A 15982-nucleotide genomic window follows, 5' to 3' on the forward strand; every position below is an offset into this window, starting at 1 on the left:
CTATCAAATTCCTAGTCTTTGCTTAAGGGCTGGTCCCAGTTCTCGAGCTGCTTTTCCTCGACTACCTAGTCTTGAAAGTTGTGCATAGGTTAGTTCTCCATAAGTGCAGTTAGCCTCTCGAACCCACAGCAAAGATTCAAATTCTCCTCCTGGATAGGCAGGGGACCTTAGTAATTCACCCCAACACACCCCTTCAGCTTCTTCTAAAAGATTTCCTTGTGCATCACATAGAACAATCGCACTCCGAAATCTTGCGCTTCTATAGGGGGTCTCGCCAATAGCGTTTAATAATTTCCGAAGTTTGTCTTCGTTGGTATTTGCATAACGGGCGGAATAAATCCCTGGAGCACCATCAAGAACATCTACTTCGAGTCCTGAATCATCAGCCAATGCATAAGTACCGGTCAATTTTGCTGCAGCACTTGCTTTTAAAAGTGCATTCTCTAAATAAGTTGAGCCTGTCTCTTCAACCTCTAGGCCTGCGGGTTGACGTTGGAAATCAATAGGGAGTGGCCCCAACATGCTCTCTATTTCGGTGACCTTTTTGGGGTTCCCACTAGCAATAGTTAGTAGTGGCTTAGTCACATGAAATAAGGGTTTAACTGAAATTTTGCCATCAAGGCCGTTATTGGAAGCCGTTTTTCAAATGTAATGAGACAGGTTTTGGTTGAACATTCCACCCCTAAGCAACGCCTTGGGACCTGTCTCCAAGAGAAAATACAAAGAGTGGGAAGAAAACGCAACTGATTATTTTGAGTTGAACATTGAAAAACAAAAGCCTCTCAAAACAGTCCTGCCAAGGGATATAAGCTCGGCTTATGATTGAAGTGAAAACGGTGATGACCTTTTTGGCAAATTTCGCTTGACTTAATGGGGGTCGCGAATGCATTGTTTGCAGCGAACATTCCCCCCCCATTTTTAGGTAGGCAATGGCTAACGAAACTATGGGCATCGCACTCGGCATGATCGAGACACGCGGCCTAGTCCCTGCAATAGAAGCGGCTGACGCAATGACCAAGGCGGCTGAAGTGCGCCTAATTGGTCGTGAGTTCGTCGGTGGCGGTTATGTCACAGTCTTAGTAAGAGGTGAGACTGGTGCTGTTAATGCTGCAGTTCGTGCTGGCGCTGATGCTTGTGAGCGTGTAGGCGACGGATTAGTAGCAGCTCACATAATTGCCCGCCCACATCGTGAAGTTGAGCCTGCTCTAGGTAACGGCAACTTCCTTGGTCAAAAGGACTGAGATTTAAGCGGAGCTTTTCTATAAGTATTCGCGACAAATTCACGCCCTAATACCGATTTAAAGGAGTTATCCCATGAGCAAGAAGTATGACGCTGGGGTTAAGGAGTACAGAGACACCTACTGGACTCCCGATTATGTACCCCTTGATACAGACCTACTGGCCTGCTTTAAATGCACTGGTCAGGAAGGAGTCCCTAGAGAGGAGGTTGCAGCAGCAGTTGCTGCCGAGTCTTCTACAGGAACTTGGTCCACTGTTTGGTCTGAATTGCTAACTGACCTTGAGTTTTACAAAGGTCGTTGTTATCGCATTGAAGACGTACCTGGAGACAAAGAGTCTTTTTACGCTTTCATCGCATATCCTCTCGATCTTTTCGAGGAAGGGTCAATTACTAACGTGCTGACATCTTTGGTTGGCAACGTTTTTGGCTTTAAGGCTCTGCGTCATCTGCGCCTTGAAGACATTCGCTTCCCAATGGCCTTTATTAAGACCTGTGGGGGCCCTCCTAACGGAATCGTAGTTGAACGTGACCGCTTGAATAAGTACGGTCGCCCCTTGCTTGGTTGCACCATTAAGCCAAAACTTGGCCTTTCAGGTAAAAACTATGGTCGTGTGGTTTATGAGTGCCTTCGTGGTGGTCTAGACCTTACAAAGGATGATGAGAATATCAACTCACAGCCTTTCCAGCGCTGGCGTGAACGTTTCGAATTTGTTGCTGAAGCAGTGAAGCTAGCGCAACAAGAGACGGGTGAAGTAAAAGGCCACTACCTAAATTGCACAGCGACAACTCCGGAAGAGATGTACGAGCGTGCCGAGTTCGCTAAAGAACTTGATATGCCTATCATCATGCATGATTACATCACTGGTGGATTCACTGCTAATACAGGTTTGGCTAACTGGTGTCGCAAGAATGGAATGTTGCTACATATCCATCGTGCGATGCATGCGGTGATTGACCGCCATCCAAAGCATGGAATTCACTTCCGAGTTCTTGCTAAGTGCTTAAGACTTTCCGGTGGTGACCAATTACACACAGGAACAGTTGTTGGGAAACTGGAGGGTGATCGTCAGACCACTCTTGGTTACATTGACAACCTTCGTGAGTCTTTTGTCCCTGAAGATCGCACACGCGGCAACTTCTTTGATCAGGACTGGGGCTCAATGCCTGGTGTATTTGCCGTTGCCTCAGGTGGTATTCACGTTTGGCACATGCCAGCTTTGCTAGCAATTTTTGGAGACGACTCTTGCTTGCAATTTGGTGGTGGTACTCATGGTCACCCATGGGGATCCGCTGCTGGTGCAGCCGCTAACCGTGTAGCTCTAGAGGCTTGCGTGAAAGCACGTAATGCAGGTCGTGAAATCGAAAAAGAAAGTCGCGACATCCTCATGGAGGCTGCAAAGCATAGTCCTGAACTGGCAATCGCTCTTGAGACCTGGAAGGAAATCAAGTTCGAATTTGACACAGTCGACAAGCTCGACGTTCAGCAATAAGGAATTTGAGAGGAGGCTTTTGCCTCCTCTCAAATAAATTCTTTAGTCCAAGTTGTCGGTAATTACCGACGACCTCTATTTACATACACAATCCCAGGTTCACCATGCCTTTCCAGAGCACAGTTGGTGACTACCAAACAGTCGCCACCCTGGAAACCTTCGGCTTCTTACCGCCGATGACCCAGGACGAAATTTACGATCAAATTGCCTACATCATTGCGCAGGGCTGGAGTCCTGTCATTGAACACGTTCATCCGAGCGGTTCCATGCAGACCTATTGGTCCTATTGGAAATTGCCTTTCTTTGGTGAAAAGGATTTGAACGTGGTTGTTAATGAGCTCGAAGCTTGTCACCGTGCTTACCCTGATCACCATGTACGCATGGTTGGTTACGACGCCTATACCCAAAGTCAGGGAACTGCGTTCGTTGTTTTTGAAGGCCGCTAATTGCCTCTTTAAATAGTTAATAGCCTCGTATTCCTCGAGGCTATTACTTTTTCATTCGAGGAGATTATTTTCTCCCTTAATTAATACGTTTCTTTTGAGCGGACATGGCAAAACAAACCAGTCGAGAACTTGCTCTTGAGCGCCGTAAGGCTCTTAGTGAGTCAGGGAAGAAATCTACTTCGATGAGCGGGGCTGGCGAAAGCCGAGTGCGTACATCTGCGGATGCACGTCAAACCAGAACGCAGACATCATTTGTCAAATCAACAAATCAGTCTTTAAAGCCTGTATCCGAATCTAGGCAAGTAAGCAATTCAAATGCCTCTGTTGCAATTAGAAGCATTAAATCGGTAAGTCAACCAAGCCGTGAATTGGTTTTAGCTAGGCGGGAAGCATTGTCTAGAAGAGGTAAGTCGGCAGACACCAGTAAAGATAGAACTCGTGTAGAAGTAGAGAGACATATTTCTAATGTAAAGAGTCAAAGCTCTAATGTTGCCAATTCAAAAAGTACATCTTTGGCTACTGAAAGTAGCGATACTTCAATAGCTTCAAGTCCTATTAGAGCTCCGAAGTTGAATTCTAAAAAAGGGGACCGTCGTAATACCTCAAAACGTCGAGCAATTCAAAACACCAGCAGAGCACTCGTTCTGGCTCGTCGTGAGGCTCAATCAAAACATGGTAAGTCTGCAGGTAAACAACCAACATCTGCTGCGTCTGTTGCAAGACAAGGCGACCCTGACCTAACTAGTAGAGAGCTTGCTCAAAGAGTTCGTGAATTGCGCAGCAAAAGTGGAGAAACTGGTAAGAAGCGTTCAGCAATTTGTCGCCCTTGTGGGCCAAATAAAAATGGCGCCAAGCAAGAAGCTTTGGCAGGTGCAGATGCACATTGGAAAGTTGGAATTAGTGAGACTTCTACAGGCCAAGTAGTAACTGGGACTCAAGCAAATCGTTCGACTAAGACAACTGGTAATGAGGCAAGTACTTGTCGCTCAATTACTGGTACGCAATACCTAGGTTCAGAGGCATATGAAACTTTTTGTCAGTCACCACCTTCTTATTCACAACCTCCGAAGGTTGGAGTTACTAATACAACTCATGGGAACCTTGTTACAGGGAACGAAGTTGGTCGTTCAGAAAAAGTGACTGGTGATGAGCCTGGAACATGTAAATCTTTAACTGGTACTGAATATATCTCTGCAAATCAATCAAATAATTATTGTGGCGGCGTCCAGCCTTCTCCCAGGAAGGTAGGACTTAGCTTGACTGAGGAAGGTAGGAAGGTTAGTGGTGTATTAGTTGGCCGCTCTTCAAAGGTTACTGGTGATGAGGCGGGTTCTCAGAGACAGCTCACAGGGGATCAATATTTAGGTGCTGATCCACTACCGGAGGGTAGATCTGCTGAGAAAGTTGGCTCTTTTAATACTCTTCGTGGTGCTGGTGTAACAGGTACAAATGTGTCACGAGCAGAAATGGTCACAGGGAATGAGCCTGGTAGTTGCAAGCTTGTAACAGGTGATGAGTATGTAGGCCCACAGCAGTTTGAAGCCTTTTGTGGAGGGAGGCCTAACCCTGAAGCTTCGAAAGTCGGACTAAGCCTTACGAATAAGGCTCAGACTGTAAGTGGAACTCTTACAGGTCGATCTGGTTTGGTGACAGGCGATGAACCTGGTACTTGTAAAGCAGTAACTGGAACTCCTTATGCGGGTTTTGAACAATCATCACAATGGTGTGAAGGGAATGCTTTAAATGAAATTCAAGATCGAACCCCTAGGCGTATGGGTACGCCTGCTGCTCCTATGACTGGCCAACAACCAGGAATTGGGGGTGTTATGACGGGTGCTGAAAGAGGTGCATGTGAACCTTTGACAGGCACACCTTATATAGGTTCAGATCAACTTGTAGCTGCCTGTGGCAGCTCTGCTCCTAAAGGTAGTCATAGTTATGATGATGACTCTCAAAACGCCTCATGGACTAGGTTTAGTATTCAGTCTCCTGCTAGAGCCGCTCAGGTTAGTCGTGATCAGTCTTCAGGGGTAACAGGTACAAGTTATGAGCAAGGAAGTGATATCACTGGACCATTTAATATGGCTGTTAACAAAGTTACTGGGACTGAACAGTTCCGCTTTGATAACAAGCAGCGTCAATTTCAACCAGCTCCTCTTGATAAAAAAGAAGTTTTAGATGAAGGTTCTCGACCTCAATCAAGAATTACTGGTGAGGGACAATCAGCTGGTTTGAATATTACAGGCGACGACTGGGCTCGTGGTGAAAGAGTTACTGGGACTGAAGGGGCGTCAGCTCGTAGACGTAATCCAACTCGACCAGGAGCTGTAAATGCTATGCCTGCTGCTAATTTGAAGCGAAATGAAGAAGTGGCTAAACCGGATTTTTTGATTACTGGTTCTAGTGGAAACACTCGTGATGGCCAGTTGGTTACATTTTCTGGCGGAGCCAGAGGCTAATTAATTCATGGCCTATAGAAATTTGGCCAGAAGTTCAGGACGTTTCCTTGGGCCAACGGCTCCAAGGAAGAGGTTTCTGGCAGGCAACGATTCTTCTTTAGAAGCTAAACCTCTACGGACTGCGGCTACAAATTCACATCCTTTAACTGATGTCTCAGCAAATAAATATCTTTTGGAATACGAAAATGATGTAAAAGGAAGATTTGATCAAATTGTTCCTTTTCTAAAAAAAATTTCAGAGCTTCAACATAATCACAATTTTGTTGACCAGGCACAACAACTAAGTCGTCAAGAGCTTGGCATAGAATTGCCTAGTCATATTCTTGATAAAGCCTGGGTACGTCCGCTTGATATGAGAGCACTGTTTGCTGCTTGTGTTTTTCAATCACATAAACAAACTAGTGATTATTTCTTTGACTCTGACCCATTAAATGGTGCTGAAGGAAGTAAACAGGCAAAAGATTTTGATTTATTTCTTGCGGAATGTGGTTTTCATCTTCTAGATGTAACTCCTTGTTCAGACGGTCGTCTTGCACATTCAATTGCATATGCTCTACGCATTCCATTTAGTGCCGTGCGACGTAGATCTCATGCCGGAGCTTTATTTGATATAGGCAATACAGTTAATAGATGGATTAAAACTGAGCATAGACGTTATCGTGAAGGACTTCCCAATGGGGTAAATCAGCCTACAAAGTACCTCAAAGTTGTTATATATCACTTTAGTTCCAAGGATCCCTCTCATCAAGGTTGTGCAGCTCATGGGAGTGATGATTCTGCCGCTGCCTCGGCAGGCCTGCAGCGGCTTCTTGATTTCAGAGAATCTGTTGAAAATAGTTTCTGTTGTGGGGCTTCAGTTGACCTCCTTTTGATTGGATTAGATACAGATACTGATGCAATTAGAGTTCATGTCCCTTCCGCTGATAGCCAAATTTCTCTAGACAGCTGGGTCTGTGCCTTAAGTATTTATTTTGATACAAAAGACCTTCAACCAAATCAAGTGATGCAAACAATCACCAAGATGGTTTATGAGAATGCTCCAGCGAAACCTGATCCTGGAATGGTCAACTTTGTGACTCGTTTAATTTCTAATAATATTTCTCAAATTGATTATGTTCGAGAACATCATGGCGGGGCCTATTCGGATGCCGGACATGCAGAACATTTTATTGGAGTAGGAATAGGCTTTAAAGAAGTTCATCTAAGAAACCTCACTTATTTCTCTCATTTGGATACTGTTGAAGAAGGTGCACCTGATCTTGACGTCGGAATCAAAATCTTTAAGGGTTTAAATGTCTCGCGCGATTTACCTATACCTATAGTTATTCGCTTTGATTATTCAGGCAGAGTCCCTGGGGCTCGAGAGAGAGCTATAGATGATTGCATTAGAGTTAATTCGGCGATTACTTCTCGTTATCTAGACTTGGTAGAAGATGGATTTCTCCATACTCTATCGACTATTAGAGATAGGGATAAGCAAGCTTCTGCGGAAGTTGTAGGGTCTTCGCTAGATCCAGTTTCATCGGAGGTGCATTGAAATGTTGATTTGCAAAGTTGTTAAGCCTCTTGTTTCTACAAACAGGATATCGGGATTTGAGCATAAGCATCTTCAAGTAGTTCTTGATGGGAGCTCGAAAAAAGTAGCTGTAGATGCAGTGGGTTGTAAACCGGGGGATTGGGTCATTTGTGTTGGAAGTTCTGCTGCTAGAGAAGCGGCAGGGAGCAAGTCTTATCCCAGTGATCTAACTATTGTTGGGATCATTGATCATTGGGATCCAGATGCCTCAAAACCTTCACAAGAGGGTGCGGGTTGATGGAAATCATGCAAGTTATGGGCAAATTAATTTGTACCCAGCGTGTGGAAGGTCTCGGGCACATGCATTTGAGAATTCTTCGTAATAACAAAGGTAAGCAATTAGTTGCAGTCGATCCAGTTGGAGCAAGAGAAGGTAACTGGGTTTTTACTGCAAGTGGTTCAGCTGCTCGCTTTGCTTGTAGTAACCCCGCCATTCAAACTGACCTAACCATTGGCGGGATCATCGACTATTGGACTCCTGACGGATAAAAATTTTTGATTCTTCTATCCTTTCCCAAATTTTAAGTTCATGGCTCCTCAATCACGCAGCAATTCTTCGAAAGCTTCTAGACCAGCAGTTAAGGCTGGTTCAAGCTCAGATCAAATAGTAGACGTCTCGCCGATCAACAGTACTGAAAAAGACTCTGAAGTTAGTTCTAAAAGTTTAGCTACTACAAAAAGTAGAGGTAGAAGCGAACCTTCCAAGCCTCAGCCAACTTCCAAAAGTGATCAGTCATCGCAAATTCGACCTCCTTCAGATGGGAAATCAGGTGGAGGCTCTGGCTCAACATTCAAGAAAGATCTTCAGGGTAGTTCTGAATCTTTATCTGGAATTGCTCTTGGAATGATAGAGACTAGAGGAATGGTTCCTGCTATTGAGGCTGCTGATGCAATGACGAAGGCTGCCGAGGTAAGTCTTATTTGTAGAGAATATGTAGGAGGAGGATATGTAACTGTGATGGTTCGTGGTGAAACTGGAGCAGTTAATGCTTCGGTGCGAGCAGGAGCTGATGCATGCGAACGTGTTGGAGATGGTCTTGTTGCAGCACACATAATTGCAAGACCTCATATGGAGGTTGAGCCTGCGTTAAAAGCAACTTATGCAAGGCGCTTCTGAGGGTTTAGTTTTTTAAAGTAGTTTTTATTTAGGTTTTATGCATATTTGGTCTAGGTTTGTTGAAGTTTCTTTTTAAAAACTGGCCATGAATAAATGGAAGGAGAGGAATCGTCCAAATCGCTTAGAAAAAAGATTTGAATTTGACACTTATAACTCAACCAGGGATTTCCTAGATCGGCTTGGCGAACATAGTGAGGCTGTTAAGCGTTTCCCTGACATAAGTTTCGGAAAAACTTATGTCAACATTACACTTCGTCCTGAAAATGAGGTCGAAGATGCTCAGCTGAAAGAAGCTGATAGGCAGTTTGCTGCTGAGATTGATGGACTCCTCGATTGATCTTTCGCTTGATTATGCTGATTCAGGAGTATCAGCTGTACTTGAGGAATTAGACGCTGAGCTTGTAGGACTAAAGCCAGTAAAGACGAGAATTAAAGAAATAGCTGCTTTGTTGTTAATTGATAGAGCTAGACAGCATATGAATTTGAATAGCTCTTTTTTAGGCCTTCATATGTCTTTTACCGGAAGGCCTGGAACAGGAAAAACAACTGTCGCAAGAAGGATCTCAAGGATATTGCATCAACTTGGTTACTTGCGTAAAGGTCATTTGGTAACAGCTACGAGAGATGACCTTGTCGGTCAATATGTTGGTCATACTGCTCCAAAAACAAGAGAAATGATTAAGCGTGCACAAGGGGGCGTATTATTTATTGATGAGGCCTATTACCTCTATAAGCCTGGAAATGAAAGAGATTACGGTGAAGAAGCAATTGAAATTTTGCTTCAAGAGATGGAGAAAAGAAGGGAGGATATTGTCGTTGTTTTTGCAGGATATAAAGAGAGAATGAATGTATTCTATAAATCTAACCCTGGTCTTTCGTCACGGATTGCGCATCACATTGATTTCCCTGATTATTCTAATAATGAACTTTTTGAAATAGCTCAATTACTTCTTTCTCAGCAAAACTACTGCTTCAGCAAGGAAGCTTTAACAGTCTTCAAAGATTACATTAAGAGAAGGCGTGAATTGCCTTTTTTTGCAAATGCTCGCTCAGTTAGGAATGCTTTGGATAGAGCTCGTTTGAGACAAGCTAGCAGACTTTTTTCTCGAATGGGAGAACGTTTGACTCGTCAAGAATTGATGACAATAGACGCGTTAGATATTAAGGCCAGTCGAGTATTTCAAGGGGAAATAGATGGCCATGAAATTGATAATAATTAGCTTGACGGAAATATTTGAGATTATGAAGTTGCTTCTTCCTCTTGGGGCTGTTCTAGATCTCTTTTGATTAGGACCATTAGGTAGGAGGGGGCTTTGTATCGCGATGGTAGGCAGCGATTCAGGGTTTCGAGATGGCTCCAGCAAACTGTTCGCTGGATCTCCTTTGAGCTGCGACCTTCGATCAGGAGTCTCCTGAGCGCCTTGCAGTACAAGGGATAGCCAGCTTCAAGCTCTCCAATTGTCAACTTGGCTGCGGCCATGATATGTCGCAGGGCAAGACTTAATTTAGACAATCGTGGGACTGCGTGGGTGTCTTAACACGTGGTTGAGCCGTAATAATTGCTACTTTCAGCAATATTTCATAACTACATGATGAATTGTGTGGATCTGCTCTAGCAGAGGCATGGGGTGTTTGTGGGGTTAAGAAGGCTTGCAGCAACAGGAAATTCTGGAATTTGATTGTAGTCCCTGGAGGATTTTGGCCTCTCAATTAAAGAAAACCTTGCCATTGCTGATGGCGGTGAAAAATTGAGGGTCTTTCTTGTTATTTGTTCCCCATCCATGCAATACAGTCAATTTCCACCTTTCCACCTTTTGGCAAGGCTGCAACTTGAACGCATGCTCTTGCTGGGCTTATACCTATCCCGAACGTTTCTGAGTAAATGTTGTTTACAGTTTCAAAATCTTTTAAATCTAGAAGAAAAATAGTTGTTTTAACCACCTGAGATGGGCTTGCTCCTGCTGCATTAAGCACTGCTTTGAGATTGTTTATTACTTGGTGGGTTTCTGCTATTACATCTCCATTCCCCACTATTTGTCCATCTTTTGGATTAAGGGCTATTTGACCTGAGCAGTAGAGCCATTCTCCGGCCATGACTGCTTGGTTATAGGGGCCAACTGGGGCTGGTGCATTGTTGGTTGAAATTTCTTTGATTGAAGATGAGTTCATTAAGTCTCTGAGGGTTTACCCATCATCGCTTGCAGGTTAAAGGCGATGATGACTATTGAGATTTCCATTCATCTTTGTGTTTGCGGAGGTCTGCAAGTTCTTCGATGGTTTTAGCTCTAACAAATAGATTGGTTGCTTTCTCGTCGGCAATTTTACTAGGCAAACTTAATTGGCCTTTCCTTCGTAATGCAATGACTTTGCAAAGTCTTTCATTTATAGCTATATCCTTTGGTCGTAAACCTTTGGCCCATATTAAATTGTTTTCTGTGTATTCATGTGCACAATAAACTCTGGTTTCGCTAGGAAGAGTACATAGGCTTTTTAGGGAATTGTACATATCTTTTGCTGTGCCTTCAAAAAGACGACCACAGCCACCACCGAATAGGGTGTCACCACAAAAAAGTATTGGTTTGTTTTTGTATGTCTTTGATGTTGGAATGTAATACGCTAGGTGAGTTTGCGTATGACCAGGAACCCCTAAGACTTTTATATCAAGGTCAGATCCCTCTAATGAAATCTCGTCTTCGTTACTAACAGAGATTGTTTGGAAAGGTATTCTTTTTAAATCGGAGAAGGATGCAACTACTTCAGCTTTGGGCCAGAGTTTTAATAGTCCGGGAGTGCCACCAATGTGATCTTCATGATGATGGGTTTGCAGAATCGCAAGTAATTCGAGCTCATTTTCTTTTAGCCAGGTATTTACTGGCCTAGTAAGGGCAGGATCAACCACTATGGCTAGCTTCTTAACAACAAGTATCCAAATGATGTTGTCTTCTAGTACTGGAATTCCCTGAATCTTTAAATCGAGTTCATTTGCAGAGATCCCTTGATTGTCCTTTGGCATCGTTAAAGTCCTAACCGAACAATGAAACCATGATTACTGTTGCGCTTGCCAAAGGAGCATTGCTAAAGGATTCTGTGGCACGCTTTGCGTCTGCAGGGCTCGACTTCTCAGCTGTGCTTAATTCTGAAAATAGACAGTTGATGGTTCCTTCTACTTGTGGAAGGGCTAGGGCTTTGTTGGTCCGCAATGGAGATGTCCCTGTATATGTGGCATATGGTCAGGCTCAGTTAGGGATTGTTGGCTATGACGTTCTGAGAGAACATCAAATGCCAGTTGCACATTTGGTTGACCTTGGTTTCGGTGGCTGTCGAATGGCTGTAGCTGTTAAGTCAAGTAGTGGTTATCAGCGGGCCGCTGATTTGCCACCCCATTGTCGGGTGGCAAGTAAGTTCACATCATGTGCAAGAGAATTTTTTGATGCTTTAGATCTTCCTGTTGAGTTGGTTCATCTCACTGGATCAGTTGAGTTAGGCCCTATTACAGGAATCGCCGAAGCAATAGTTGATTTGGTAGCAACTGGGCGTACTCTTAAAGAGAATGGCCTTTTGGCTATTGAGGATCTTTTTTATTCAACTGCACGTTTGGTTGGTCATCCGCTTTCTTTGAGATTGGACAATGGGGAATTGAGTAGTATTGTGCAGGCGATAAGAACTGAAAAACCCTTAATTAAGGCCTCAAATTAATGGCTTTAAATGATTTTCAACGAGTGCGTCGGCTAGGCCTTTATCTTAGAAAGGACCGAAAAAGTCTTATCATAATTCTTTTGATTCTTCTGCCCGTTGCTTTCGCAGGAGCTGTTCAACCTCTTTTAGTGGGTCAGGCAATAAGTGTTTTGAGGGGAGAGCCAACTTTCAATTGGGTTAGCCGATTCTCTGATGGAAATGCAATAAGAACTTTGGTGGGAATGTTATTTATTTCTGTACTCCTTAGGCTCTTCCTTCAAGGCTTTCAAAGCTACACAATTCAGTCTGTTGGTCAAAGGTTAACCGCTCGTATTCGTGAAGAATTATTCTCTCACTCAATGGCTCTTTCATTGCGTTTTCATGACAGAATGCCTGTGGGAAAGTTGCTTACTAGATTGACTAGTGACGTAGATGCCTTAGCAGAAGTTTTTGGGAGTGGAGCTGTTGGAGTAATGGCTGATTTTGTCAGCCTTGGAGTAATTGCTTCCACAATGTTTTTTATTGAATGGAGGTTGGGCCTTCTTCTTTTGCTTACTCAAGTTCCGGTTACGGCTTTTATTTTGTGGTTGCAAAAACGCTATAGAAATGCCAATTATCGTGTTAGAGAAGAACTTTCTCAACTCAATGCAGATTTTCAGGAGAATCTTCAGGGAATTGAAGTTGTCCAGATGTTTCGTCGTGAAAGATTAAATGCACAAAGATTTGGTTTGACAGGAAGAGCTTATAGGAATGCAGTTAATGGAACAATCTTTTATGACAGCAGCATTTCTGCCTTTGTTGAATGGGTTTCTTTAGCTGCGGTTGCATTTGTATTGGCTTTAGGAGGTTGGATGGTTACTTCTGGCGAGTTGGGATTAGGAACTCTTACAACATTTGTACTTTATTCTCAAAGACTTTTTGAGCCATTAAGGCAACTTGCTGAAAGATTTACTCAGATTCAAGGTGGCTTGACTGCTGTTCAAAGAATAGGGGAATTACTTGAAGAGCCTCTAGAAATTATTGATAGGCCAATTTCTACCTCAATTTTTCCTAACAATAATGAATTGACTACTTTAGGTGAGGTCATATTTGAGGATGTTAGTTTTTCATATAGAAAAGATGAGCCTATTATTAAACAATTAAACTTCAAAATTTCACCCGGCGAGCATGTTGCTTTGGTAGGACCTACTGGCTCAGGTAAGACCACTGTTATTAGGTTGCTCTGCAGATTGTATGAACCTCAAACTGGCCGAATATTGCTTGATGGAGAAGATATTAGAAACATCCCAATGACAGAATTGAGAATGCAGCTTGGTGTGGTTTTACAGGACACTTTTCTTTTTAGTGGCAATGTTGCAGATAATTTGAGATTAGATTCAGCTGCTGAAGATGAATATCTTGAGAAGGTTTGTAGGGAATTGGGCTTAGTTCCATTATTAAACCGATTGCCTAAAGGACTTAAGACAGAGCTTAGAGAGAGAGGAGGTAACCTTTCTTCAGGGGAACGACAATTATTAGCTGTTGCAAGAGTGGCTATTCGAAATCCAAACGTACTTGTTATGGATGAAGCTACAGCCTTTATGGACCCTTCCACTGAAGCAACGCTTCAGAGAGATCTAGAGAGACTTCTTGAACGGAGAACAGCACTAGTAATCGCTCATCGTCTTGCAACTGTTGAGGCAGCTGATCGCATTCTTGTCCTTAAAGGAGGCAGGCTTATTGAGGAGGGGACACATCAAAATTTACGTAAGAAGGGAGGCCTTTATTCACAACTAGCTGACTTACAGGAGAGGGGACTGGCAGACCTCTGAACACAGAAAATATCTTTTTGGCTCCTCGGTGAGGCAGGATCAAGAGAGTTGAGCATTGGGGATTTGGTCGGCTCTTATTCGTTAACTCCTGATTGCCTTGCTCAGTCTTATGGGCAAAGGGCTAAAGAGTGTCCTTCGCCGGATTCACAAATAACTCTGGTATTTAGTCAAGATCGTCCCTTTGATTTAATTGAGTTAGAACAGTTGCTAGTAGATGTTGGTTGGAGTAGAAGGCCTTTGAGAAGGGTGCGTAAAGCGTTAGATAACAGTTTGCTCAAAGTTGGTTTGTGGAGGCATGATCCTAAATTTCCCAGGCTGGTTGGTTTTGCCAGGTGTACTGGTGATGGTGTATTGGAAGCGACTGTTTGGGATGTCGCTGTGCATCCTCTTTATCAAGGCAACGGGCTAGGCAAAGAATTAATGATTTATATCTTGGAGTTACTCAAAGAGATGGAGATTAAAAGAGTTACATTGTTTGCAGACCCTGGGGTGGTTGACTTTTATGTAGGCCAAGGATGGGAACTGGAGCCCCAAGGCAATCGTTGTTGTTTCTGGTATGCGAACTGAATAATTTTATTGGTTGTAATCTTGTAAAAGTCTTTTTGGACTTTCTCCTTTCCTCCAACGATGTCGTAGCCTTGCGTTTTTGAAAGCTTGTAAAATAACATTCCTCTCTTCCCACTTTCGTCCATCTGTATATAAAGGAATGCCAAGCCTATTCAGCGTGGAACTATAATTAATTCTTTGGACTATATCCACATCTTCCATTAAATGTATGTTTTTATAGCCGCCTATCTGTTCATAGAGGTGTTTACTTATGAGTAGTCCTTGATCTCCATATGGACGTTTAACCAAATTACTTCGCATGGCTACAGCTAATTCCATTAAGCGCATTGTTGGTCCAGCTGTGCTGACTTTGAAATCAAAGAACCAAGCAATGTTCTTATTAGCTTGCCTTGAAATTGTATGAAGGACGGTTTTAGACCATTCCTTAGGAAGGCGACTGTCAGCATGCAAGAAAAGTAACCACTTGCTTGTTGAAATTAAGGCCCCCTGGTGTAGTTGAGCTCCTCGATTTGGAGTGTGCATTTTAATAAGACTTGCTCCTCCTAATTCTGCTATTTGTGCTGTGCAGTCAGTACTTCCAGCATCTACAACCAAAATTTCAAGACTGCTGGGAAAAAGTTTTAGATCAGCTAATAAAATTGGTAATTTCTTAGCTTCATTCAGGGTTGGAATGATTACGCTAAGAACACTTGGGTTGCACCCTATGCCAGGGCGATAAGTCTTCAAATCTGTCAATGTCGCTTTGTTCATTTAATAGCTCATAATTGATAGAGGCTTTTTGAGCAAGTTGAATTGTTTTTTGGAGTACTTTGTCACTCCCCCAAGGGATTCCACAGAAAGGCCAAGTGGCCACTGGTTCTAATAGTTTGCCTGAAAGGCCTATAAGCCAATAGCCCCCGTCTTTTGCAGGTCCAAGAACCATCTCTTTAGATTTAAGTCTTTCTATTGCTGTTAGTAAATCTGTTGAGGCGAGCCAAGGTAGGTCAGTGCCAATGATTAGCGTTGAACGCCCTCCACTCCTTGTGTTTCTTTTTGGGGCTTTTTGGGCCTTTATAAGTTGTCTTCTCATGCGGAGCCCAAGATTGCCTTGCCCTTGATGAACAATATTTGAAAGATTCCAAGATTTGGCCAATCGCCGCCTAGCTTTACATGCAATATCTGTAACCGCGACCTGAACTTCGAAAAGACCTTTTTGTTCTAGAGACTTTGCAATGGTGAGGGTGTGTTCCGTTAAACGTAGTTGAATTCCTGCAGCTCTAGATAGGCCAAGACTTGCTGCTAGACGTTTTTTACAACGGCCACTCGCAGGCCATTTGGTCATCACCACTAGCAGAGGCAGAGGGAGTCCCGTTCCCCTTTCACGAATTAAGGCTGGTTTTTTAGGGGGCATTTTCAAGTCATTGCTATGACTGGCTTCGGTGTGATGGATGAACATCAGTTCAGTGACTTAAGTAACTCTTCGTTGCAGCTCCTAAGTGCAAAAACCTGACGATATTGCGGGTTGGACTTTTAAGGTTCTAGTCAGGGGCAAGAGAAGAGAGCACGTGGAGGGGGTATGGGGCGCTAAAAATGAAAAGTCAGGGTCTGGTTAAAGAACATTC

19 protein-coding genes are annotated in these 15982 nt (G+C 43.3%); 13 read left to right on the plus strand and 6 right to left on the minus strand.

Features of this window, described 5'->3' with window-relative positions; genetic code table 11:
* Nucleotides 1–3: 3 nt before the first annotated feature.
* Nucleotides 4–585, minus strand: a complete 582-nt coding sequence (locus tag SOI83_RS09575) for a non-canonical purine NTP pyrophosphatase (protein WP_320676489.1) — start codon at nucleotides 583–585, stop codon at nucleotides 4–6.
* Between the two features lie 344 nt (nucleotides 586–929).
* Here SOI83_RS09575 and SOI83_RS09580 point away from each other — a divergent pair, with 344 nt between their 5' ends.
* From SOI83_RS09580 to cbbX, 10 genes are all read left to right on the plus strand, one after another.
* Nucleotides 930–1241 (plus strand): BMC domain-containing protein, encoded by a 312-nt coding sequence (locus SOI83_RS09580; protein ID WP_006169870.1) that lies wholly within the window; start codon nucleotides 930–932, stop codon nucleotides 1239–1241.
* Nucleotides 1242–1314: 73 nt separating this feature from the next.
* The gene (locus SOI83_RS09585; RefSeq protein WP_320676497.1) at nucleotides 1315–2730 is read left to right on the plus strand and encodes a form I ribulose bisphosphate carboxylase large subunit; all 1416 of its coding nucleotides are present in this window, start codon (nucleotides 1315–1317) and stop codon (nucleotides 2728–2730) included.
* Nucleotides 2731–2834: 104 nt separating this feature from the next.
* Nucleotides 2835–3176 (plus strand): ribulose bisphosphate carboxylase small subunit, encoded by a 342-nt coding sequence (locus SOI83_RS09590; RefSeq protein ID WP_320676498.1) that lies wholly within the window; start codon nucleotides 2835–2837, stop codon nucleotides 3174–3176.
* 104 nt (nucleotides 3177–3280) lie between these two features.
* Nucleotides 3281–5635 (plus strand): CsoS2 family carboxysome shell protein, encoded by a 2355-nt coding sequence (locus tag SOI83_RS09595; protein WP_320676499.1) that lies wholly within the window; start codon nucleotides 3281–3283, stop codon nucleotides 5633–5635.
* Between the two features lie 7 nt (nucleotides 5636–5642).
* A complete protein-coding gene (locus tag SOI83_RS09600; RefSeq protein ID WP_320676500.1) occupies nucleotides 5643–7172 on the plus strand; it encodes a carboxysome shell carbonic anhydrase in 1530 nt (509 codons plus the stop codon).
* Between the two features lies 1 nt (nucleotide 7173).
* Nucleotides 7174–7449: a carboxysome peptide A gene (locus SOI83_RS09605; RefSeq protein WP_320676501.1), complete on the plus strand. Its 276-nt coding sequence runs from the start codon at nucleotides 7174–7176 to the stop codon at nucleotides 7447–7449.
* The gene (locus tag SOI83_RS09610) at nucleotides 7449–7700 is read left to right on the plus strand and encodes a carboxysome peptide B (protein ID WP_320677751.1); all 252 of its coding nucleotides are present in this window, start codon (nucleotides 7449–7451) and stop codon (nucleotides 7698–7700) included. The genes SOI83_RS09605 and SOI83_RS09610 overlap by 1 nt, the downstream gene beginning before the upstream one ends.
* Nucleotides 7701–7740: 40 nt before the next feature.
* Complete coding sequence (locus SOI83_RS09615) at nucleotides 7741–8328, plus strand: BMC domain-containing protein (protein WP_320676502.1); 588 nt, start codon at nucleotides 7741–7743, stop codon at nucleotides 8326–8328.
* 85 nt (nucleotides 8329–8413) lie between these two features.
* Nucleotides 8414–8665: a 4a-hydroxytetrahydrobiopterin dehydratase gene (locus tag SOI83_RS09620; protein WP_320676503.1), complete on the plus strand. Its 252-nt coding sequence runs from the start codon at nucleotides 8414–8416 to the stop codon at nucleotides 8663–8665.
* Nucleotides 8649–9548: a CbbX protein gene (gene cbbX / locus SOI83_RS09625; protein ID WP_320676504.1), complete on the plus strand. Its 900-nt coding sequence runs from the start codon at nucleotides 8649–8651 to the stop codon at nucleotides 9546–9548. Before SOI83_RS09620 ends, cbbX begins: the two co-directional genes overlap by 17 nt.
* 20 nt (nucleotides 9549–9568) lie before the next feature.
* Here the strand turns inward: cbbX and SOI83_RS09630 are convergent, their stop codons facing one another.
* The 3 genes from SOI83_RS09630 to gloB form a co-directional block, all read right to left on the minus strand.
* Nucleotides 9569–9808, minus strand: a complete 240-nt coding sequence (locus SOI83_RS09630; RefSeq protein ID WP_320676505.1) for a DUF3136 domain-containing protein — start codon at nucleotides 9806–9808, stop codon at nucleotides 9569–9571.
* A 284-nt stretch (nucleotides 9809–10092) separates the two neighbouring features.
* Nucleotides 10093–10497: a Rid family detoxifying hydrolase gene (locus tag SOI83_RS09635; protein ID WP_320676506.1), complete on the minus strand. Its 405-nt coding sequence runs from the start codon at nucleotides 10495–10497 to the stop codon at nucleotides 10093–10095.
* Between the two features lie 52 nt (nucleotides 10498–10549).
* Complete coding sequence (gene gloB / locus SOI83_RS09640; protein ID WP_320676507.1) at nucleotides 10550–11341, minus strand: hydroxyacylglutathione hydrolase; 792 nt, start codon at nucleotides 11339–11341, stop codon at nucleotides 10550–10552.
* 29 nt (nucleotides 11342–11370) lie between these two features.
* Between gloB and hisG the strand changes: the two genes are divergently transcribed.
* The 3 genes from hisG (at nucleotide 11371) to SOI83_RS09655 (ending at nucleotide 14381) form a co-directional block, all read left to right on the plus strand.
* The gene (gene hisG / locus SOI83_RS09645) at nucleotides 11371–12024 is read left to right on the plus strand and encodes an ATP phosphoribosyltransferase (protein ID WP_320676508.1); all 654 of its coding nucleotides are present in this window, start codon (nucleotides 11371–11373) and stop codon (nucleotides 12022–12024) included.
* Nucleotides 12024–13814 (plus strand): ABC transporter ATP-binding protein, encoded by a 1791-nt coding sequence (locus SOI83_RS09650; RefSeq protein ID WP_320676509.1) that lies wholly within the window; start codon nucleotides 12024–12026, stop codon nucleotides 13812–13814. The genes hisG and SOI83_RS09650 overlap by 1 nt, the downstream gene beginning before the upstream one ends.
* Before the next feature lie 63 nt (nucleotides 13815–13877).
* A complete protein-coding gene (locus SOI83_RS09655) occupies nucleotides 13878–14381 on the plus strand; it encodes a GNAT family N-acetyltransferase (RefSeq protein ID WP_320677753.1) in 504 nt (167 codons plus the stop codon).
* A 6-nt stretch (nucleotides 14382–14387) separates the two neighbouring features.
* Here SOI83_RS09655 and SOI83_RS09660 read toward each other — a convergent pair whose 3' ends face one another.
* Both SOI83_RS09660 and SOI83_RS09665 read right to left on the minus strand, forming a co-directional pair.
* Nucleotides 14388–15107: a TIGR04283 family arsenosugar biosynthesis glycosyltransferase gene (locus SOI83_RS09660; RefSeq protein ID WP_320676510.1), complete on the minus strand. Its 720-nt coding sequence runs from the start codon at nucleotides 15105–15107 to the stop codon at nucleotides 14388–14390.
* Nucleotides 15061–15771, minus strand: a complete 711-nt coding sequence (locus tag SOI83_RS09665) for a TIGR04282 family arsenosugar biosynthesis glycosyltransferase (RefSeq protein WP_320676511.1) — start codon at nucleotides 15769–15771, stop codon at nucleotides 15061–15063. The genes SOI83_RS09660 and SOI83_RS09665 overlap by 47 nt, the downstream gene beginning before the upstream one ends.
* Between the last annotated feature and the right edge of the window lie 211 nt (nucleotides 15772–15982).

Origin of the sequence: Prochlorococcus sp. MIT 1300 (assembly GCF_034092375.1) — a bacterium.
In the GTDB taxonomy this organism is placed as follows: Bacteria; Cyanobacteriota; Cyanobacteriia; order PCC-6307; family Cyanobiaceae; genus MIT-1300.

Excerpts from the sequence above, each read along its gene's own strand:
- SOI83_RS09580 (WP_006169870.1), top strand. The coding sequence starts at position 930 with ATGGCTAACGAAACTATGGGCATCGCACTCGGCATGATCGAGACACGC.
- SOI83_RS09585 (WP_320676497.1), top strand. The coding sequence starts at position 1,315 with ATGAGCAAGAAGTATGACGCTGGGGTTAAGGAGTACAGAGACACCTAC.
- SOI83_RS09590 (WP_320676498.1), top strand. The coding sequence starts at position 2,835 with ATGCCTTTCCAGAGCACAGTTGGTGACTACCAAACAGTCGCCACCCTG.
- SOI83_RS09595 (WP_320676499.1), top strand. The coding sequence starts at position 3,281 with ATGGCAAAACAAACCAGTCGAGAACTTGCTCTTGAGCGCCGTAAGGCT.
- SOI83_RS09600 (WP_320676500.1), top strand. The coding sequence starts at position 5,643 with ATGGCCTATAGAAATTTGGCCAGAAGTTCAGGACGTTTCCTTGGGCCA.
- SOI83_RS09605 (WP_320676501.1), top strand. The coding sequence starts at position 7,174 with ATGTTGATTTGCAAAGTTGTTAAGCCTCTTGTTTCTACAAACAGGATA.
- SOI83_RS09610 (WP_320677751.1), top strand. The coding sequence starts at position 7,449 with ATGGAAATCATGCAAGTTATGGGCAAATTAATTTGTACCCAGCGTGTG.
- SOI83_RS09615 (WP_320676502.1), top strand. The coding sequence starts at position 7,741 with ATGGCTCCTCAATCACGCAGCAATTCTTCGAAAGCTTCTAGACCAGCA.
- SOI83_RS09620 (WP_320676503.1), top strand. The coding sequence starts at position 8,414 with ATGAATAAATGGAAGGAGAGGAATCGTCCAAATCGCTTAGAAAAAAGA.
- cbbX (WP_320676504.1), top strand. The coding sequence starts at position 8,649 with ATGGACTCCTCGATTGATCTTTCGCTTGATTATGCTGATTCAGGAGTA.
- SOI83_RS09630 (WP_320676505.1), bottom strand. The coding sequence starts at position 9,808 with ATGGCCGCAGCCAAGTTGACAATTGGAGAGCTTGAAGCTGGCTATCCC.
- SOI83_RS09635 (WP_320676506.1), bottom strand. The coding sequence starts at position 10,497 with ATGAACTCATCTTCAATCAAAGAAATTTCAACCAACAATGCACCAGCC.
- gloB (WP_320676507.1), bottom strand. The coding sequence starts at position 11,341 with ATGCCAAAGGACAATCAAGGGATCTCTGCAAATGAACTCGATTTAAAG.
- hisG (WP_320676508.1), top strand. The coding sequence starts at position 11,371 with ATGATTACTGTTGCGCTTGCCAAAGGAGCATTGCTAAAGGATTCTGTG.
- SOI83_RS09650 (WP_320676509.1), top strand. The coding sequence starts at position 12,024 with ATGGCTTTAAATGATTTTCAACGAGTGCGTCGGCTAGGCCTTTATCTT.
- SOI83_RS09665 (WP_320676511.1), bottom strand. The coding sequence starts at position 15,771 with ATGCCCCCTAAAAAACCAGCCTTAATTCGTGAAAGGGGAACGGGACTC.